At 53.1% G+C, this 20,374-nt stretch carries 18 protein-coding genes; 2 read left to right on the top strand and 16 right to left on the bottom strand.

Features of this window, described 5'->3' with window-relative positions; translation table 11 throughout:
• Positions 1–10: 10 nt before the first annotated feature.
• The 4 genes from pstB to pstS all read right to left on the bottom strand — a co-directional run bounded on the left by pstB (position 11) and on the right by pstS (position 3,877).
• Positions 11–784 carry a phosphate ABC transporter ATP-binding protein PstB gene (pstB, locus tag EDF81_RS18225; RefSeq protein WP_221180831.1) on the bottom strand — a complete coding sequence of 258 codons (774 nt, stop codon included), beginning with the start codon at positions 782–784 and terminating at the stop codon, positions 11–13.
• Between the two features lie 49 nt (positions 785–833).
• Positions 834–1,724 (bottom strand): phosphate ABC transporter permease PstA, encoded by an 891-nt coding sequence (gene pstA, locus EDF81_RS18220; protein ID WP_123349587.1) that lies wholly within the window; start codon positions 1,722–1,724, stop codon positions 834–836.
• Positions 1,724–2,683, bottom strand: a complete 960-nt coding sequence (gene pstC / locus EDF81_RS18215) for a phosphate ABC transporter permease PstC (RefSeq protein ID WP_123349586.1) — start codon at positions 2,681–2,683, stop codon at positions 1,724–1,726. The genes pstA and pstC overlap by 1 nt, the downstream gene beginning before the upstream one ends.
• A 153-nt stretch (positions 2,684–2,836) precedes the next feature.
• Entirely contained in the window at positions 2,837–3,877 is a 1,041-nt protein-coding gene (gene pstS / locus EDF81_RS18210) for a phosphate ABC transporter substrate-binding protein PstS (RefSeq protein WP_123349585.1), read from the bottom strand.
• Between the two features lie 331 nt (positions 3,878–4,208).
• On the opposite strand from pstS, the gene EDF81_RS18205 reads away from it, so the two are divergent.
• On the top strand, positions 4,209–4,799 hold the full coding sequence (locus EDF81_RS18205) for a hypothetical protein (protein WP_148049942.1): 591 nt from the start codon (positions 4,209–4,211) through the stop codon (positions 4,797–4,799).
• A 35-nt stretch (positions 4,800–4,834) separates the two neighbouring features.
• Here the strand turns inward: EDF81_RS18205 and glmS are convergent, their stop codons facing one another.
• Together glmS and glmU are read right to left on the bottom strand one after the other, a co-directional pair.
• Complete coding sequence (glmS, locus tag EDF81_RS18200; RefSeq protein WP_123349583.1) at positions 4,835–6,664, bottom strand: glutamine--fructose-6-phosphate transaminase (isomerizing); 1,830 nt, start codon at positions 6,662–6,664, stop codon at positions 4,835–4,837.
• 174 nt (positions 6,665–6,838) lie between these two features.
• Positions 6,839–8,209: a bifunctional UDP-N-acetylglucosamine diphosphorylase/glucosamine-1-phosphate N-acetyltransferase GlmU gene (gene glmU, locus EDF81_RS18195; protein ID WP_123349582.1), complete on the bottom strand. Its 1,371-nt coding sequence runs from the start codon at positions 8,207–8,209 to the stop codon at positions 6,839–6,841.
• 344 nt (positions 8,210–8,553) lie between these two features.
• Here glmU and EDF81_RS18190 point away from each other — a divergent pair, with 344 nt between their 5' ends.
• A complete protein-coding gene (locus EDF81_RS18190) occupies positions 8,554–10,731 on the top strand; it encodes a right-handed parallel beta-helix repeat-containing protein (RefSeq protein ID WP_123349581.1) in 2,178 nt (725 codons plus the stop codon).
• Between the two features lie 70 nt (positions 10,732–10,801).
• Here the strand turns inward: EDF81_RS18190 and EDF81_RS18185 are convergent, their stop codons facing one another.
• From EDF81_RS18185 to atpI, 10 genes are all read right to left on the bottom strand, one after another.
• Complete coding sequence (locus tag EDF81_RS18185) at positions 10,802–12,535, bottom strand: phosphoethanolamine transferase CptA (RefSeq protein ID WP_123349580.1); 1,734 nt, start codon at positions 12,533–12,535, stop codon at positions 10,802–10,804.
• A 614-nt stretch (positions 12,536–13,149) separates the two neighbouring features.
• Positions 13,150–13,569, bottom strand: a complete 420-nt coding sequence (locus EDF81_RS18180) for a F0F1 ATP synthase subunit epsilon (RefSeq protein WP_123349579.1) — start codon at positions 13,567–13,569, stop codon at positions 13,150–13,152.
• A 20-nt stretch (positions 13,570–13,589) separates the two neighbouring features.
• On the bottom strand, positions 13,590–14,972 hold the full coding sequence (atpD, locus tag EDF81_RS18175; protein WP_123349578.1) for a F0F1 ATP synthase subunit beta: 1,383 nt from the start codon (positions 14,970–14,972) through the stop codon (positions 13,590–13,592).
• A 25-nt stretch (positions 14,973–14,997) separates the two neighbouring features.
• Positions 14,998–15,861 (bottom strand): F0F1 ATP synthase subunit gamma, encoded by an 864-nt coding sequence (gene atpG, locus EDF81_RS18170; protein ID WP_123349577.1) that lies wholly within the window; start codon positions 15,859–15,861, stop codon positions 14,998–15,000.
• A 50-nt stretch (positions 15,862–15,911) separates the two neighbouring features.
• Complete coding sequence (gene atpA / locus EDF81_RS18165; protein ID WP_123349576.1) at positions 15,912–17,453, bottom strand: F0F1 ATP synthase subunit alpha; 1,542 nt, start codon at positions 17,451–17,453, stop codon at positions 15,912–15,914.
• Between the two features lie 12 nt (positions 17,454–17,465).
• On the bottom strand, positions 17,466–17,999 hold the full coding sequence (gene atpH, locus EDF81_RS18160; protein WP_123349575.1) for a F0F1 ATP synthase subunit delta: 534 nt from the start codon (positions 17,997–17,999) through the stop codon (positions 17,466–17,468).
• Positions 18,000–18,013: 14 nt separating this feature from the next.
• Positions 18,014–18,484, bottom strand: a complete 471-nt coding sequence (atpF, locus tag EDF81_RS18155; RefSeq protein WP_123349574.1) for a F0F1 ATP synthase subunit B — start codon at positions 18,482–18,484, stop codon at positions 18,014–18,016.
• Between the two features lie 57 nt (positions 18,485–18,541).
• A complete protein-coding gene (gene atpE / locus EDF81_RS18150) occupies positions 18,542–18,781 on the bottom strand; it encodes a F0F1 ATP synthase subunit C (RefSeq protein ID WP_004393045.1) in 240 nt (79 codons plus the stop codon).
• Positions 18,782–18,829: 48 nt separating this feature from the next.
• Positions 18,830–19,645 (bottom strand): F0F1 ATP synthase subunit A, encoded by an 816-nt coding sequence (atpB, locus tag EDF81_RS18145; protein ID WP_123349573.1) that lies wholly within the window; start codon positions 19,643–19,645, stop codon positions 18,830–18,832.
• 7 nt (positions 19,646–19,652) lie between these two features.
• On the bottom strand, positions 19,653–20,033 hold the full coding sequence (atpI, locus tag EDF81_RS18140; protein WP_123349572.1) for a F0F1 ATP synthase subunit I: 381 nt from the start codon (positions 20,031–20,033) through the stop codon (positions 19,653–19,655).
• Positions 20,034–20,374: the final 341 nt, after the last annotated feature.

Below are 20,374 nucleotides of genomic sequence, written 5' to 3'. Positions count from 1 at the left end.
GCACTCCTGATTAGCCGTAACGACCAGTAATGTAGTCTTCAGTCTGTTTCTTGGCGGGCTTGGTAAACAGATCGTCCGTTTTGCTGTATTCAATCAGCTCGCCAAGATACATAAACGCCGTATGGTCGGAGCAACGTGCAGCCTGCTGCATGTTGTGGGTCACAATCACCACGGTGTAATCCTGCTTCAGCTCGGTGATCAGCTCTTCGATGCGACCGGTAGAGATCGGATCCAGCGCCGAGCACGGTTCGTCCAGCAGCAGTACTTCCGGGCGAATCGCGATACCGCGTGCGATACACAGACGCTGCTGCTGACCACCTGAGAGAGAGTACCCGCTCTGGTGTAACTTATCTTTGCTTTCATTCCACAATGCGGCTTTGGTCAAAGCCCACTGCACGCGCTCGTCCATATCGGCACGCGAGAGTTTCTCAAACAGGCGCACGCCAAAGGCGATGTTGTCATAGATAGACATCGGAAACGGCGTCGGCTTCTGGAAAACCATCCCGACTTTGGCGCGTAGCAGCGCGATATCCTGAGTGTTGGTGAGAATATTGTCACCGTCCAGCAGGATTTCACCTTCCGCACGCTGATCCGGATAGAGCTCGTACATTTTGTTAAAGGTACGCAGCAGCGTGGATTTACCGCAGCCTGACGGCCCGATAAACGCGGTGACCTGGTTTTTCGCGATATCCAGGTTGATGTTTTTCAGCGCATGGAACTTACCGTAGTAGAAGTTCAAATCGCGAACCTGAATCTTGCCCGGAGTCTGTTCAACCATACTCATCTTTGTCTCTTTCCTCATCCGGCACCGCGTTTCGCCGCGCCGCAAAAAATTAGCCGTGTTTATTCTTCGCGAAAATGACGCGCGCCAGAACGTTCAGCAACAGTACGCACAGGGTGATGATCAGCACGCCCGCCCAGGCCAGCTGCTGCCACTCGGCAAACGGGCTCATGGCGAATTTGAAGATGGTCACCGGCAGGTTGGCAATCGGCTGCATCATATCGGTGCTCCAGAACTGGTTGGAGAGCGCGGTAAACAGCAGCGGGGCGGTTTCACCCGCGATACGCGCAATCGCCAGCAGGACGCCGGTGATAATGCCGGAGACTGATGCCCTCAGGGTAATAGAGGAGATCATTTTCCATTTCGGTGTGCCCAGTGCGTAGGCCGCTTCACGCAGGCTGTCCGGCACCAGTTTCATCATGTTCTCAGTGGTACGAATAACGATGGGCACCTGCAGCAGCGCCAGCGCAATCACGCCCGCCCAGCCGGAGAAGTGCTGCATCTGCGCCACCACGATGGTGTAAACGAACAGACCCACAACGATAGACGGCGCGGAGAGCAGAATGTCGTTAATAAAGCGGATCACTTCGGCAATCCATGATTTACGACCGTATTCCGCCAGGTAAATCCCGGCCATAATGCCCAGCGGCGTACCAAAAATGGTCGCCCAGAGGATCAGCAGTCCACTACCCGCCAGGGCGTTAGCCAGACCGCCACCTGCCGTATTCGGCGGCGGGGTCATTTCGGTAAACAGCGCCAGCGACATCCCGTCGATCCCACGCGTCACGGTCGACATCAGGATCCAGATCAGCCAGAACAGACCAAAAGCCATCGTCGCCATCGAGAGCGTCAGCGCCAGACGGTTTTTGTTACGACGACGCGCCTGCATTTTGCGGCGTGATTCCGCAAGCTCCGCGGTAGATTGCATTTCGAGCGTAGCCATTAGCGGGCCCCCTCATTTTTAGCCAGACGCATCACCATAAACTTAGAAATCGCCAGCACAATAAAGGTAATCACAAACAGGATCAGACCGAGTTCCATCAGCGCTGCAACGTGCAGGCCGGATTCCGCTTCCGCGAACTCATTGGCCAGCGCAGAGGTAATACTGTTCCCCGGCATAAACAGGGATACGCTGTCGAGCTGGTAGGTGTTACCGATGATAAAGGTCACCGCCATGGTTTCACCCAGCGCACGGCCTAATCCCAGCATCACCCCGCCTATCACCCCGTTTTTGGTAAAGGGCAAAACGATTCGCCAGATCACTTCCCAGGTGGTGCAGCCAATACCGTAGGCCGACTCTTTCATCATCACCGGGGTTTGTTCGAACACATCGCGCATCACCGCTGCGATGTAAGGAATGATCATAATGGCGAGGATAACGCCCGCAGCCAGGATACCAATACCGAACGCCGGGCCGGAGAAGAGGGCACCCACAAACGGAATGTTCGACAGGACATTGCCCACCGGCTCCTGGAAATAGGTGGCAAACAGGGGAGCAAAGATAAACAGGCCCCACATGCCGTAAACGATACTCGGAATAGCCGCCAGCAGTTCAATCGCGATACCCAGCGGGCGCTTCAGCCAGTTGGGGGCCAGTTCCGTCAGAAACAGAGCAATGCCGAAGCTCACCGGTACGGCGATCAGCAGTGCGATAAAGGAGGTCACCAGGGTGCCGTAGATCGGTACCAGCGCACCGTAAATATCGTTCGGCGCATCCCACTCTTTGGTCCACAAGAACGCAAAGCCAAACTCTTTCATGCTTGGCCAGGAGGAGATAATCAGGGAAACGATAATGCCACCGAGCATCAATAGCACAATCAGCGCAGCCAGTCTGACCAGCGCGCTGAAGATCATGTCACCTTTTTTACCCGGCGGGTTAAAAGCAGGCTTAGTTGCAGCCATATTTCACTCTTTAAGTTTGGACCTGAAAGCGAGCATATTAATCGTTTTTCAGGTAGTTAGCTTTTTATTCTCTCTACCGGAGAGAAAGTTTGGGGTGAGGCGTTTCCGCCTCACCCCGCCCCTTTCCATCAGGTCAGGGTAGCAACATTCTGCTTAGTAGACCGCTTTACCGCTGCTGTCTTTCACGTTAGCTTTCCAGCCAGCGCGAATCTGCTCAACAACGCTTGCCGGCAGGCTGGCGTAGTCCAGATCGCTTGCCTGTTGGCCACCGTTTTTGTAAGCCCAGTCGAAGAACTTCAGCACTTCAGCGCCCTGCTCCGGCTTAGCCTGTTTGGTGTGAACCAGGATGAAAGTGGTGGAAGTAATCGGCCACGCGTTGTCACCTTTCTGGTTGGTCAGATCCTGTGCGAAGGATTTGCTCCAGTCGATGTCTTTGGTTGCGTTAGCAAAGTTTTCTTCAGTCGGGCTAACGTCTTTACCGTCAGCAGACTTCAGTTTGGTGTAGGTCAGGTTGTTCTGCTTGGCATAGGCATACTCAACGTAGCCAATGGAGCCCGGCAGACGCTGTACGAACGCAGCGATACCGTCGTTACCTTTACCGCCCAGACCGGTCGGCCAGTTAACAGTAGAGCCGGAACCGACTTTAGATTTCCACTCTTCGTTCACTTTCGCCAGGTAGCTGGTGAAGACGAAGGAAGTACCGGAACCGTCAGCACGACGCACAACCGCGATGTTCTGCGAAGGCAGCTTAACGCCCGGGTTCAGTTTAGTGATGGCCGCATCATCCCACTTCTTGATTTTACCGAGGTAGATGTCGCCGAGGGTTTTGCCATCCAGCACCAGCTCGCCAGATTTCAGACCCGGAATATTCACTGCCAGAACGATCCCGCCGATCACGGTCGGGAACTGGAACAGGCCTTCCTGAGCCAGTTTTTCGTCAGACAGCGGAGCATCAGAAGCACCGAAATCAACGGTGTTTGCGATAATCTGTTTAACACCACCGGAGGAGCCGATACCCTGGTAGTTTACTTTGTTACCAGTTTCTTTCTGATAGGTATCTGCCCATTTGGCATACACCGGCGCAGGGAAAGTTGCACCCGCGCCAGTCAGGCTCGCTGCAGCGTTAGCAGCAAAAGCACTCAGAGATAAGGTCGCGGCGACAACAGTTGCGACAGTGGTACGCATAACGTTCATAATGTCTCCTGCAGTGATTCGTAAATCGTTGTTTGAGTTGCTACGTTGAGCAAAGTAGGACACTTTGGTGACAGATAAATGTACGAATTATTACAGTTTTATGACAACGATAATCTCATCTTAAATTTTCAATAAAAATCGTTGTAAGTCAAATAGATGACAATCGTTATGACAATGGCTTTGCAGTAAAATTTTATTTTTGTGACACTGAAAAAAGTAGCTGAAGATGACGGTTTGTCATAAATAAATGCAGAAATAATTGATTAAAATCTGGTTTGTTCAGAGGCTTTATCCCTTAACGTAATCCCATCACTTGCTAATCAGGAAGAACATGATGTTCAGAAGAACTGCGTTTACCGTTGGACTGCTGGCGCTGGCGTCCTCAATGTATAGCCATGCCGAAAAAGTAGAATGGAGTCAGGGTTCAGGCCAGAGTGACGGGATCGTTGTCAGTGACGGCGCCAACAATAATGCCAGAACCGCGTATTTATCTATCAGTTCAGCAATCTCAGTCCCGGCAATCAAAAAAACACAGGAGGAGGTCTCTACGCTGAAGAGGGAACTCGCCGAAGTGCAAAGAAATGCCGAAGAAATGAAGCGCCAGCTCAGCACTCAGCAGAATCAGGCAGCATCCGGCCTGAAAGACAGTAGCGCAAACCTTAGCAAAGAGATTGACGATCTGAAAAGAGAGAACCAGTCGCTCAAAAGTGCACTGGATGACGTGAAGCGCCAGCAGAGCCAGACAGCGTCCAGCGGCAGCAGTAATAGCAGCAACGTCAGCCGTGAAATGGACGGTCTGAAAAGGTCGGTGGAAGAGTTAAGCCGCGAAAACGATAAGCTGAGCAGCAGCAACGACAGGCTAAGTCAGAGACTGAATGATATGGATCGCAGCCTGAGCTCGCTGGAAAGCAAAGTGAAATAAAAGAGAACGCCCTGCAGTGCAGGGCGTTTTAGTCTTTACTCTACGGTAACCGATTTTGCAAGGTTACGCGGCTGGTCAACGTCGGTGCCTTTAATCAGCGCCACGTGATAAGCCAGTAACTGTAGCGGCACGGTGTAGAAGATAGGCGCAATCACCTCTTCGACGTGCGGCATATCGATGATGTGCATATTGTCGCTGCTGACAAAACCGGCATCCTGGTCAGCGAAGACGTACAGCTGGCCGCCACGGGCGCGCACTTCTTCAATGTTGGACTTCAGCTTTTCCAGCAGTTCGTTATTCGGTGCCACCACGATAACCGGCATATCCGCGTCAATCAGCGCCAGCGGGCCGTGTTTCAGCTCCCCTGCCGCATAGGCTTCCGCGTGAATGTAGGAGATCTCTTTCAGCTTCAGCGCACCTTCGAGGGCAATAGGGTACTGATCGCCACGACCGAGGAACAGCGCATGATGCTTGTCGGAGAAATCTTCCGCCAGCGCTTCAATACGTTTGTCCTGAGACAGCATCTGCTCGATACGGCTCGGCAGCGCCTGCAGACCGTGCACAATATCGTGCTCAATCGACGCATCCTGACCTTTCAGACGTCCCAGCTTCGCCACCAGCATCAGCAGAACGGTCAGCTGAGTGGTGAAGGCTTTGGTAGAGGCGACGCCAATTTCGGTCCCGGCGTTGGTCATCAGCGCCAGATCGGATTCGCGCACCAGCGACGAGCCAGGCACGTTACACACGGCCAGAGAACCGAGATAGCCCAGTTCTTTGGACAGGCGCAGCGCGGCCAGGGTATCTGCCGTCTCACCGGACTGGGATAGGGTGATCATCAGGCTGTTGCGGCGCACCGCGGATTTGCGGTAGCGGAATTCAGAGGCAATCTCAACGTCACAGGAGACGCCCGCCAGGGCTTCAAACCAGTAACGGGAAACCATCCCGGAGTTATACGAGGTGCCGCAGGCGACGATCTGGATATGCTCAACCTTCTCCAGCAGCGCGTTAGCCTGCGGGCCCAGCTCGCTTAAATCCACTTCGCCGTGGCTGATACGCCCGGTGAGCGTGTTTTTAATCGCGTTCGGCTGCTCGTAGATCTCTTTCTGCATATAGTGACGATAGGCACCTTTGTCGCCCGCGTCGTACTGCAGATTAGATTCGATCTCCTGACGCTTCACCTGCGCGCCGGTGTTATCGAACACCACCACGCTACGACGGGTCACTTCCGCGATATCGCCCTCTTCAAGGAAGATAAAGCGACGGGTCACCGGCAGCAGAGCCAGCTGATCGGAGGCGATAAAGTTTTCACCCATCCCCATACCGATAACCATCGGGCTACCGGAGCGGGCCGCCAGCAGCGTGCTCGGATCGCGGGAGTCCATAATCACCGTGCCGTAGGCACCGCGCAGCTGCGGGATCGCACGCAGTACGGCTTCGCGCAGCGTACCGCCCTGTGCCAGCTCCCAGTGCACCAGGTGAGCAATCACTTCCGTGTCGGTTTCCGAAACGAAAATGTAGCCGCGTTCTTTCAGGGTGTCGCGCAGCGGTTCGTGGTTTTCAATGATGCCGTTATGCACCACCACAATGTGTTCAGAAACATGCGGATGCGCGTTACTTTCGGAAGGTTCACCGTGAGTCGCCCAGCGGGTATGCGCGATGCCGGTACCGCCGTGCAGCGGATGTTCTTCCGCCGCCTGGGAGAGTACCTGCACCTTACCGAGACGACGAAGACGGGACATATTTCCGGCTTCATCCACCACCGCCAGACCGGCTGAGTCATAGCCCCGGTATTCCAGACGGCGTAAACCTTCTAACAGAATTTCCGCTACATCACGTTGCGCGACTGCGCCAACAATTCCACACATAGTATTTGATTCCGATTTTGGCATGATGCCATGCGTTGTCGCTAACCTGTTGTTTGCCCTTTACGGGCACCCCGAGCCTTGTAGAGAGTGGGGTTATTTTTATATTTACTGCCTCGGGACGGGGTAATTATCTTATTACCCTCATCCCAACCTCTCCTGACGGAGAGGGAAAAATTATTTCTTCTTCACCGGGCGCTGCCAGCCTTGCTTGTGAACCTGCGGCACGCGGCTTAATACTAATTCGTTATCGGCAATATCACGGGTCACCGTGGTGCCCGCGGCAATGCTCGCTCCGTTACCAACGCTAACCGGTGCCACTAGCTGTGTATCGGAGCCGACAAAGACGTCATCACCGATCCGGGTCAGGTGTTTGTTGGCACCGTCGTAGTTACAGGTGATGGTACCGGCACCGATATTGACGTTATCGCCGATTTCCGCATCGCCCAGATAGCTCAGATGGCCTGCTTTAGAGCCTTTGCCAAGACGCGCCTTTTTGATTTCCACGAAGTTGCCTACGTGAGCGCCCACCAGCAGCTCTGCGCCCGGGCGCAGGCGGGCGAATGGCCCGATAGTGCACTCGGCTTCCAGACGGGCGTTCTCAACCACGCTGTAAGGACTGATTTCGCAGTCGTCGCCAATCTCGCTGTTTTTAAGCACGCAGCCCGCGCCAATCTTAACGCGATCGCCAAGCACGACGCGGCCTTCGATAATCACGTTAGCATCGATCTCGATATCCCGCCCGTGGACGAGCTCGCCGCGCAGGTCGAAACGTAAAGGGTCGCGCAGCATCACGCCCGCCAGCAGCAGCTTTTCGGCCTGCTCGGACTGATAAATACGCTCCAGACGGGAAAGCTGCAGGCGGTTGTTAACGCCGTCCGTTTCGCTAATGCGCTCAGGATGTACAGCAGCAATCTCACGCCCTTCCTGGTACGCCATCGCAATGATATCGGTGATGTAGTATTCACCCTGGGCATTGTTGTTGGTGAGTTTCGACAACCAGCGTTTCATCTCTGCGCCGTTGGCGATCAGAATGCCGGTGTTAATTTCCTGAATCTGACGCTGGGCCTCGGTCGCATCTTTTTGCTCGACGATGCCGGTTACCGCGCCGTTTTCACGGGTAATACGGCCATAGCCGTTCGGATCGTCAAGCGTGACCGTTAACAGACCGATACCGCCCTGCGGCTTCGCCGCGCGCAGACGCTCGAGGGTGGCGACGGAAATCAGCGGCACGTCGCCGTAGAGCATCAGAATATCTTCGTCATCGGCAAAGAAAGGCGCGGCCTGCTGCATCGCATGGCCCGTTCCCAGCTGTTCCGCCTGCAGGACCCAGTTCAGCGTGTCACCGTGCAGCGCCTGCTTCAGCAGATCGCCACCGTGGCCGTAAACCAGATGCACCTGACGGGAACCCAGATGGTTAGCCGCATCAATAACATGCTGCACCATCGCTTTCCCTGCCAGCGTATGCAGCACTTTCGGGAGATCGGAATACATGCGGGTTCCCTTGCCAGCGGCAAGAATGACCACGCTCATCGCACTGTTTGACATACGCATCCTGACGATAAATTAAGGAGTGAAGTAAACCGTTTCGACGTTGAAAATTCTACATATTTTTCGTCATGAAACGAGATGCAGATAAAACGCTCAATGCCGGCCCGGTACTGTGATTCAGACGGCTATTTTCGACCATTTCACCGCGCTTTGTCGCGGAAAAAAACCGCTCATTTCCCGTACATCGCGCTATCCCAATGCTTTTGCTGTTTTTTTGACACCTGAATAAAGAGAATCCTAAAGCAAAACACTGTTTTAATAAGTGATTATTGTGACGCACAAAAAAGAAACGGCATTTCATTTTGACCATAATAAGGCCAATTTTTACTCAGGAGAATAAGATGAATAATAAGATACCTCTGGCCCTGACCCTTTGTTGTTCTGCTGTTGCCTTTACTACACAAGCAGCTGATACCCCGGTCTGGAAAGCAATTGCTTTTGGCCAGTCGACGGATGTGAATTTCTCATCCAACGTCCTGCCGGAAAAGATCGGCGTGAATAACGTGACGATCGACGGCAAGAAATTGTCCGTGGAGAGCACGGCGGGTCTGGATAAGCCCATCACCATTGAAAGTCGCGGCGGCAAAATCGCCAACTCCCACGATGGCCTCACCTTCTTTTACACCACCCTGCCCGCCAGCGAAAACTTTGTCCTGCAGGCCACGGTGACGGTCGATCACTTCGGCCCGGAAAACGGTGCAAAACCGGCAGCCCAGGAAGGCGCGGGTCTGCTGGTACGCGACATCATTGGTCATCCACGCCAGGAGCCGTTGAAAGAGGGATATGAGGAGTTTCCGGCGGCGTCAAATATGGTGATGAACGCCATTATGACCCAGGATAAAAAGGACGCTAACCGGGTCAAAATGCAGGCTATCGCCCGCGAAGGTATCAGCCAGCCCTGGGGCAATGCCGGCTCATCGATCAAGAAAGAGAGCTACAAAGAAGAGGTGGATCTGCAAAAAACGCCGACCTTCAAACTACGCCTCGAACGCACCAACGACGGCTTTATCACCGGCTGGGCTCCGGCAGGCAGCGACCAGTGGGAAACCAAAACCGTTCCCCATGCTGACCTGGTCACCGTCCAGGATAAGAACCAGTTCTACGTAGGTTTCTTTGCCTCCCGTAACGCAAAAATCACCGTCAGCGATGCGACGCTCACCACCTCCGCCGCGCAAACCGTGCCGTCAAAGCCGTATGTTGCCAAAGCCTGGCCGGTAGTGATGCAGGTTGCTTCCACCAGCAAAAGTACCACTGAGCATTATGTGGTTCAGGCCCGCGCCAACTATGACGGGCAGTTTAGCGTCCGTCAGAACGAAGTGGTGATCGGGTCTGATAAACCAGTGAAGGCCGGGGAAATGTTCACCCTGCCGGCAAAACTGCAGGCGCAGAACAGCTTTAACATTGTCTTCACCCCCACCAGCGGAAAAGACAAAACGCCGGTGGAGCAGAGCCTGAACGTTGAGCGCGTCAGCGCCGTTACCGCATCCACGCTCTATGCTGCGCCGCAGGGTAAAGCCGATGCCAGCGGAACCTCAGCGTCACCGCTGGATCTGGCGACGGCCATTGCCCTGGTACCTGCCGGAGGCAAAATCATCCTGGCCGCCGGTGATTACCCGAAAACCGATATCCCGGTATCGGCCAGCGGCCTGAAGGATAAGCCCAAAGCGCTCGAAGCCGACGGTAAAGCGGTGATCCACGGCATGCTGCTCGACGCCAGCTACTGGCATTTGAAAGGGATTGAGATCACCGAAAAAAGCCTGCGCGTCCAGGGTAGCCATAACCTGATCGAGAACGTAGTGGCGTATAAAAACGACGACACCGGTATTCAGATCTCCTCACCGGATAAGATCGGTCGCCCGCTGTGGGCCAGCCATAATCGGGTGCTGAACTCCGAGTCCTTCAGCAATGAGGATCCGGGCAAAATCAACGCCGACGGTTTTGCGGTGAAAATGCGCGTGGGCGATGGCAACCACCTGGAAGGCTGCTACTCGCACGACAATATCGATGATGGCTTCGATCTGTTTAATAAAATCGAAGACGGCGCGAACGGCGTAGTCACCATTGTTGATTCAATTGCCCGTAACAACACCAGCAACGGCTTTAAGCTGGGCGGCGAAGGTCAGCCGGTGGCCCACGTGGTGCGTAACAGCATTGCGGTGGGTAATCACCTGGACGGCTTCACCGATAACTTCAACCCGGGCAAGCTGGTGGTCGCCGACAACGTTGCGGCCAACAATCTGCGCTTTAACTATATCTTCCGGCCGAGTCCTTACGGCGATGCCAGCACCCAGGCCGTCTTTACTGGCAACCTGTCTCTGCGCAGCGAACCGGGGAAATATGATGATGCGGTGATCGGGAATATTGATGCCACTAACTACTTTATTGTCGATGGAAAGAGCGTCAATAAAGAGGGTAAGGCGCTGGATATGAAAGCGTATAAGTCGCTGGATCTGCCGCAGCCGCTGCTGCGCAACGCCGACGGAAGCTTTAATACCGGGGATTTTCTGCGTAAACCTTAACGTTATGCAGGCCTGAATGCTCAGGCCTGCTTTCTTTCTTCAGAGGCTCAACGTATCGCGCCTCTGTGCTTTACTGATTACCCACCTCATTGCCATAAGGCAGCGTGTCATAATCCCTCAGCGCGTTCTTCTTATAAGGGTTGCCAATCCAGCGGGTTGTCTCAACAAACTGCGGGCTGGTGATTGAGCGGGTTGGCTCATAGCCGTTGTAGGTTAAGCCAGCCAAATCAGACCAGGTGTGGATAAGCTCTGAGCTGCTGTATTTACGGTTAACATCACCCGTGAAGTCCCGGGGATGTTTCTGCTGCCAGGCTGGCGACGTCCAGAGAATAAACGGCACGGTATACATACGGCGCGTAGGGTCGCTTTCGTTGCGTCCCTGGGTCTTATGCGGTGTGGTGTCGTAAACCTCTTCTCCGTGGTCAGAGAAATAGAGCATAAAGCCGTTAGGATCGGTGGCTTTAAAGTCTTTGATCAGCGTCGAGACAATATGGTCGTTGAACAGATTGGCATTATCGTAGCTGTTATACGACTCTTGCTCACTTCCGGTTAAACCTGGAGGTAAATCATCGGTTTTACCGTCAAATTTGTTCCAGCCGTTCGGGTAGCGGAAGTCGTAGCGAATATGCGTTCCCAGCAGATGCACGATGATAAATTTCTTCGGCGCCGGGTCGGCCAGCACTTCTTTAAACGGCGCCAGGACGTTGGAGTCATATTCGCGAGCGCTCTGGGTGCGCTGCTGATTCATATAGTATTGCTTGTCAGTCTGCCTTGAGAACACGGTCAGCATCGTGTTGCGCTCGGTCATCGTCTGCTGGTTGGTTATCCAGAAGCTCTTATAGCCGGCCTGCTTCATCATGTTCATCAGCGACGGCTGGGTCAGATACAGGTCCGGATTTTTTTCGTTCGCAAAGGTCAGCGCCTGCTGCAGAATTTCGATGGTATAAGGACGTGAAGTAACGACGTTATTAAACACCGTCATTTGCGGATCGGTTTTATGCAATGCGTCCAGTTCAGGCGTCGTCTGGCGGTGATAGCCGTACAAACTCATGCGGCCACGCTGCGTGGACTCACCGATCACCAGTACCAGCGTACGCGGCTCGTTACCGGAAGCATCTTTCAGATTCGCCAATGGGGCAAGCGCGTTGTTGGAGGTCAGCAGGCTGTTCAGGCTATCTAACTGAGCGCGGTATTCCGTATAAGCAATGATAAATTGCCAGGGCGCAGCGGGCTCAATGCGGGAAGAAATGCTTGAGAATGAATCCCCGATGCTGTGTTTCTTAATAAGCCACTGTTTACCAACCGGGTTCAGTACCAGGCCAAACAGGATGGCAAAGGAAATCAGCCAACGCCACGGATTGGGAATATAAACCGGCCGCAGGCGCGTCCACAGCAGGATCGCCCCCAGGGTATAGGCAAGCGTAATCAGCAGTAGCTTGATGCTGAAATACTGGCTCAGATACTCGCTGGCTTCGCTGGCGTTGGTTTCAAACATGACAAACAGAACGCTTTGTGAAAACTCCTGTCCGTAAACGACGTAATAACCCAGCGCGGCGACAGAGGCGGCCCAGAGGACGATACCAATAACGGCAGCGATAATGCGCGTACGCTGTGGGAACAGAAAGACGGGAATGAACCACAAAGAGCTGTATAGCAGAGAGTCACGCAGGCCGGTCGAACCGCTGTATCCCGTTGCATAGATGACAATCTGAAGAACCGAAGAGAAATACCAAAAATAGAGCAAAACCCATCCCAGGGCTTTTAAACTGAACTTCCGTTCAGCCTGATTCTGTGTGAAGTGCATACTCTTGCCTGTACGAAAAAAAATAATAACAAACCGTAACGAATGAACCTTAAGAAAGCCTTAGTTATGGACACTACGGTGGCTTTTACTCACTAAAAAAGTCACCCGGGGTGGGTGACTTTTGAGCGCAATATATGAAATATGACAGGATAATGACAGTGAAATTTAAGATGGGTTCAATAACGTGCTCTGGAGCCATAAAAGAAGAGGCCGCAACGTTATCCGTTGCGGCCTCTTTCCGAAGTTTAGCTGACTGGCTTTACGCCATCAGGCGACTTTTTCAACTCTGTTCACACCGCATGTGTTGTCGTTTTAGTTAGCGGTACAGCGTGATGGTTACAGATTGAAAGTACCGAAAGATACGTTCATGTTGTTGAAGAAAGCGATGATTTTGTTGATCAGTTTCATGATGTCTTCCTCGTTTGTTTGAGTGTTCTTTTTTGTGACTTACCTCACAGAAAAGAAGTCTACTCTTCATTTTTTAACCGATCAACATTTTTGTGATGGGAATCACAAAAAATTAAAACATCTTTTCAGTTTCAAATAATCTGAAACGAAAGCAAAAAAAAAGCCAGCCTGGGATCCAGACTGGCCTTTATGCTTTCAAGCCGGTGTTACATCGCTTTTCTGGTCAACTCAATAACACGCAGTTTTGCGATAGCTTTAGACAGCTCCGCAGATGCCTGAGCGTAATCCACGTCACCGTGAGAGTTCTGAATGTGCTCTTCAGCTTTACGCTTCGCTTCCAGGGCTCGCGCTTCGTCGAGATCCTGACCACGAATCGCGGTATCAGCCAGAACGGTCACGCTGCCAGGCTGCACTTCAAGCACACCGCCGGACAGATAGATAAACTCTTCATGACCGTGCTGTTTCACGATGCGGATCATACCAGGCTTAATGGCGGTGAGCAGCGGTGCGTGCCCCGGGTAAATACCCAGTTCACCTTCGCTACCCGTTACCTGGATTTTCTCGACCAGACCAGAGAACATTTGCTGCTCTGCGCTGACGACGTCCAGGTGGTAAGTCATTGCCATATCACCCTCCGATTAAGGCGTTAAAGTTTTTTGGCTTTTTCCACGACTTCGTCGATGGAACCGACCATATAGAACGCCTGCTCCGGCAGGTGATCGTATTCGCCGTCCATAATGCCTTTAAAGCCACGGATGGTGTCTTTCAGCGAGACGTATTTACCCGGAGAACCGGTGAATACTTCTGCAACGAAGAACGGCTGGGACAGGAAGCGCTGGATCTTACGTGCGCGTGCTACCACCAGTTTATCTTCTTCAGACAGTTCATCCATACCCAGGATGGCGATGATGTCTTTCAGCTCCTGGTAACGCTGCAGCAGGGACTGTACGCCACGCGCGGTGTCGTAGTGTTCCTGACCCACAACCAGCGGGTCCAGCTGACGGCTGGTGGAGTCCAGCGGGTCAACGGCCGGGTAGATACCCAGAGACGCGATCTGACGGCTCAGTACCACGGTTGCGTCAAGGTGCGCAAAGGTGGTGGCTGGTGACGGGTCAGTCAGGTCATCCGCAGGTACGTATACCGCCTGAACGGAGGTGATAGAACCGGTTTTGGTAGAGGTGATACGTTCCTGAAGAACACCCATCTCTTCCGCCAGGGTCGGCTGATAACCTACCGCTGAAGGCATACGGCCCAGCAGTGCGGATACTTCAGTACCGGCCAGGGTGTAACGGTAGATGTTGTCTACGAACAGCAGAACGTCACGACCTTCGTCACGGAATTTCTCAGCCATGGTCAGGCCGGTCAGCGCAACGCGCAGACGGTTTCCCGGCGGCTCGTTCATCTGGCCGTAAACCAGGGATACTTTATCGATAACGTTAGAGTCGGTCATTTCGTGGTAGAAGTCGTTACCCTCACGAGTACGCTCACCCACGCCTGCAAACACGGAGTAACCGGAGTGTTCGATCGCGATGTTACGGATCAGCTCCATCATGTTTACGGTTTTACCTACGCCAGCACCACCGAACAGACCGACTTTACCGCCCTTAGCGAACGGACACATCAGGTCGATTACCTTGATGCCGGTTTCCAGCAGCTCCTGAGAGCTGGAGAGCTCTTCATAGGACGGAGCTGAACGGTGAATAGCCCAACGCTCTTCTTCACCGATGTCGCCTTTCATATCGATCGGCTGACCCAGTACGTTCATGATACGACCCAGGGTCGCTTTACCCACCGGAACTTCAATCGGGTGCTGGAGGTCTTTTACTTCCAGACTACGGCGCAGGCCGTCAGAAGAACCCATGGCGATGGTACGTACGATACCGCCGCCGAGCTGCTGCTGAACTTCCAGCACCAGAGTTTCAGAACCATTTGTCACCTCGAGGGCGTCGTACACGCGCGGTACGGCGTCCTGAGGGAACTCGACGTCGACCACGGCGCCGATTACCTGGACAATCTTTCCAGTAGCCATTTTAAATCCTCTACGAATAACCTGGTTATACCGCGGACGCACCACCGACGATCTCGGTAAGTTCCTGAGTAATGCTGGCCTGACGAGCTTTGTTGTATACCAACTGCAGCTCTTTAATCAGGCTGCCACCATTATCGGTTGCGGCTTTCATCGCCACCATACGTGCGGCCTGCTCGCTGGCCAGGTTTTCTACCACGCCCTGATAAACCTGAGATTCGACATAACGACGCAGCAGGGTATCCAGCAGCGCTTTCGGATCGGGTTCATACAGGTAATCCCAGGATTTATGCTTCAGACCATCATCCTCTGATGCCGGCAGCGGCAGCAGCTGGGTGATAGTTGGAGCCTGGGACATGGTGTTAATAAATTTGTTGCTGACAACGTACAGCTTGTCCAGACGGCCTTCATCATAGGCCTGCAACATCACTTTAACCGGACCGATCAGTTCAGACAGGGAAGGGTTATCCCCCATGCCTGTCACCTGTGCGACAACGTTGCCGCCAACGGCGTTAAAGAAAGACACGCCTTTAGAGCCGATCATTGCGAGATCGCACTGAACGCCTTTATCGGACCACTCTTTCATATCCGCCAGCAGTTTCTTGAACAGGTTAATGTTCAAGCCACCGCACAGACCACGGTCGGTCGACACCACCAGGTAGCCCACGCGTTTAACGTCGCGCTCTTCCAGGTAAGGGTGCTTATATTCCAGATTACCGTTAGCAAGGTGACCAATCACTTTGCGCATGGTATCTGCATAAGGACGGCTGGCTGCCATGCGCTCCTGCGATTTACGCATTTTGGAAGCGGCGACCATCTCCATCGCTTTAGTGATCTTTTGCGTGTTCTGGACGCTTGCGATCTTACTACGTATCTCTTTTGCGCCGGCCATGAGCGTCTCCTCAATGCCTTGCGGCCCGCCCTAAGGCAGGCCGTCAGACTTTACCAGGACTGGGTTGCTTTGAAGGAATCGAGGATGCCTTTCAGCTTGCCTTCGATTTCGTCGTTATAGCCACCGGACTGGTTGATCTCTTGCATCAGCGGAGCGTGATCACGGTCGACGTAAGCCAGCAGAGCGGCTTCGAAGCTACCGACTTTCGCCAGTTCCACGTCATCGAGGTAACCGCGTTCCGCCGCGAACAGCACCAGGCCCTGTTGTGCAACAGACATAGGGGCATACTGTTTCTGTTTCAGCAGTTCAGTTACTTTCTGACCGTGGCTCAGCTGCTTACGGGTTGCTTCGTCAAGATCGGATGCGAACTGAGAGAACGCCGCCAGCTCACGATACTGTGCCAGTGCGGTACGAATACCACCGGACAGTTTCTTGATGATCTTGGTCTGCGCTGCACCACCCACACGGGATACGGAGATACCCGGGTTAACCGCCGGACGAATACCGGAGTTAAACAGGTTGGTTTCCAGGAAGATCTGACCATCGGTAATGGAGATTACGTTGGTCGGAACGAACGCAGAAACGTCACCCGCCTGGGTTTCGATGATCGGCAGTGCGGTCAGGGAGCCGGTTTTACCTTTCACTTCACCTTTGGTGAAGTTCTCAACGTATTCCGCGTTTACGCGGGATGCGCGCTCCAGCAGACGAGAGTGGAGGTAAAATACGTCGCCCGGGAAGGCTTCACGTCCTGGCGGACGACGGAGCAGCAGGGAAACCTGACGGTAAGCAACGGCCTGTTTAGACAGGTCATCGTAAACGATCAGTGCATCTTCGCCGCGGTCGCGGAAGTATTCGCCCATTGCGCAACCGGCATACGGTGCCAGGTACTGCAGTGCAGCGGATTCAGACGCGGTCGCTACCACAACGATGGTATTCGCCAGTGCGCCGTGCTCTTCCAGTTTACGAACCACGTTCGAAATGGTGGACGCTTTCTGGCCGATAGCCACGTACACGCATTTGATGCCGGAATCGCGCTGGTTGATGATCGCATCGATCGCCATCGCGGTTTTACCGGTCTGACGGTCACCGATGATCAGCTCACGCTGGCCACGGCCGATTGGGATCATGGCGTCAACGGCTTTATAACCGGTCTGTACAGGCTGATCGACCGACTGACGATCGATTACGCCCGGTGCGATAACTTCGATCGGCGAGAAGCCGTCGTTATCAACTGCACCTTTACCGTCGATCGGCGCACCCAGTGTGTTTACCACACGGCCCAGCATGCCACGACCAACCGGCACTTCCAGAATACGGCCGGTACACTTAACCTTCATGCCTTCGGCAAGGTCAGCATACGGACCCATCACAACTGCACCTACGGAGTCGCGCTCCAGGTTCAGTGCGATAGCGTAACGGTTACCCGGCAGGGAAATCATCTCACCCTGCATACAATCGGCCAGGCCGTGGATGCGGATAACACCGTCACTTACAGAAACAATAGTACCTTCGTTGTGAGCTTCACTCACAACACTGAACTGAGCAATGCGCTGCTTGATCAGTTCGCTGATTTCGGTGGAATTCAGTTGCATGCTCCAGTCCCCTTAAGACTGCAAGACGTCTGCAAGGCGTTCAAGACGGCCGCGTACGCTGCCATCAATGACCATATCACCCGCTCGGATGATTACGCCCGCCATTACAGACTTATCGATTTTGCAATTCAGCTTAACTTTGCGTGACAAACGTTGTTCCATCGCAGCGCTGATCTTCGAAAGCTGTTCTTCACTCAGTGCGCTTGCAGAGGTGACTTCCACATCTGCAATGGCCTCGCTGGCCGCACGTAACTGAATAAACTGCTCAAGAACATCCGGGAGCGCGACAAGACGACCATTCTCAGCCATCACCTTAATCAGGTTCTGACCGTTTTCGTCCAGCTGCTCACCGCAAACGGCGATAAACGACTTCGCAAGTGTTTCCGGCGCCAGTGCGCCAGAAAGTAGCTCTGCCATTTGTTCGTTTTTCGTCACCTCAGCGGCAAACGCCAGCATATCCTGCCAGCGATCGATGCCCTGGTGTTCGACGGCAAAGTCAAAAGCTGCTTTGGCGTAGGGGCGAGCTACCGTAACAAATTCAGACATCAGCCCCTCCCTCCTTACAGTTCAGCGACAAGTTTATCCACGATGTCGCTGTTAGCAGCTTCATCCACGGAACGTTCGATGATCTTCTCGGCGCCAGCAACAGCCAGGATAGCAACTTGCTTACGCAGTTCTTCGCGAGCACGTTTACGCTCGGCGTCAATTTCCGCCTGAGCCTGTGCCACGATTTTGGTACGTTCCTGTTCTGCTTCAGCTTTAGCTTCGTCCAGGATCTGAGCGCGGCGTTTGTTCGCCTGCTCGATGATCACCTGGGCTTCCGCTTTCGCTTTTTTCAGCTGGTCGGTCGCGTTGGCCTGTGCAAGGTCCAAATCCTTCTTAGCCCGTTCAGCAGAAGAGAGACCGTCAGCAATTTCTTTTTGACGCTTCTCAATGGCAGCCATAATCGGCGGCCATACATACTTCATGCAGAACAGAACGAACAGGACAAACGCGATGGCCTGGCCGAGGATTGTTGCGTTAAGATTCACAGCACAATGCCTCTTATCTGGTTAACGTTCTAAATAATTGCTTAGTTAAAGCAACGCTTACGCGACAGCAAACATCACGTACAGACCCAGACCTACAGCGATCATCGGGATAGCATCCACCAGACCCATAACGATAAAGAACTGTGTACGCAGCAGAGGAATCAGATCCGGCTGACGCGCTGCGCCTTCCAGGAATTTACCTCCGAGGATGCCGATACCGATTGCAGCACCGATCGCCGCTAAGCCCATCATAATCGCGGCAGCCATGTACAGCAGATCCATATTCAGGTTTTCCATGACAGTCTCCAGTTTGTTTCAGTTAAAACGTTGTAGTGTTGGTAAAAATCAATGCTCTTCAGACGCCATCGACAGATAGACAATCGTCAGAACCATGAAAATAAAGGCTTGCAGCGTAATGATCAGGATGTGGAAAATGGCCCAAGGCACATTCAGAAGCCACTGAGACCACCACGGCAGCAGACCAGCAATCAGAATGAAAATCAGCTCACCGGCATACATGTTGCCGAACAGTCGCAGACCGAGTGAAATCGGTTTGGACAGCAGGCTTACCCCTTCAAGGATTAAGTTGAACGGAATAAATGCCCAGTGATTGAACGGCTGCAGCGTCAGTTCTTTCGCGAAGCCGCCGATGCCTTTCATTTTGATGCTGTAGAACAGAATCAGGATAAACACGCCCAGCGCCATAGAGAGCGTGACGTTGACGTCCGCAGACGGTACAACACGCAGCGCAGGCAGCCCAAAGACATGCTCACCGATATACGGCAGCAGATCGATTGGCAGTAAATCCATCAGGTTCATCAGGAACACCCAGACGAAGATCGTCAGAGCCAACGGTGCGATAAGCTTGCTTTTGCCATGGTACATGTCGTTCACGCTACCATTAACAAAGCCTATCACCAGCTCAATAAACGTCTGAAACTTACCGGGAACGCCGCTGGTTGCTTTCTTCGCAACGCTACGGAACATCACCAGGAACAACAGACCCAGCACCACCGAGAAGAAAATGGAGTCGATATTGAGCGTCCAGAAGGTGGCTGGGGGGTTATGCGGATCTACCAGCGAGAATGTACGTAAGTCCAGCTGAAGGTTAGTCAGATGGTGGCTTATGTAATCCTGCGGCGTCATATTTTCAGAAGCCATGATGCCTTTACCCTTTGTTGTTAATTACAGCGGGCGCCAGTATCTGAAGTACCAGCACCAAAACCCACGTCACGATAAGCGGCCAAAAAACCGCCTTAAACACAGCCAGCGCCACCACCAGCAGACCAAAGGTCGCTAACACTCTCACCGCTTCACCGAGGGCGAATGACCAGGCCACAAGGCCTTTCGCGGGAGTATGTACCTGATGACGCCAGGCAAAAATCATAAACAGCATGCCGGGCAGTAATACTGCCATACCTCCGCACACTGCGGAAATGCCCCAGAAGGGGTCTTTAAGGCTAAACAGCAATCCACTTGCCATCACTGCCACTAGCTGAATGAACAGAAGCTTACGAGCAACGTTTCGACTCAAGAGCGACAAAGACATCACGTTTTTAACTCCTGCTACCTTTGAGGTATGTCGCGTGTCGTATAAAACGTTCTTTAAGACTGAGAGTCAAGCATCAAAAAGCGGTCAAATTATACGGTGCGCCCCGGTGATTTCAAACAATAAGTAGCGAAAAGGTGAACAAATGTTTAAATATTTTTCCGCCGCGCTATTTTTCAACTTTTCGCCAAACTGTGAACATTCATGCAAAATTGCAAATAACGCGAAAACACTGGCTACAAAGCGTGCACCAGATCACAAATCGAACATTTTCGGCCTAAAGCGAAAAGATAAAGCAGGAATTAGCACCTTTTCATCTTTTTGATATTTAAGATGAAACT

Origin of the sequence: Enterobacter sp. BIGb0383 (genome assembly GCF_003751845.1) — a bacterium.
Lineage (GTDB): Bacteria > Pseudomonadota > Gammaproteobacteria > Enterobacterales > Enterobacteriaceae > BIGb0383.
Note: the sequence above shows the minus strand (reverse complement) of the source record. Positions and strands in the feature narration are given on the sequence as shown.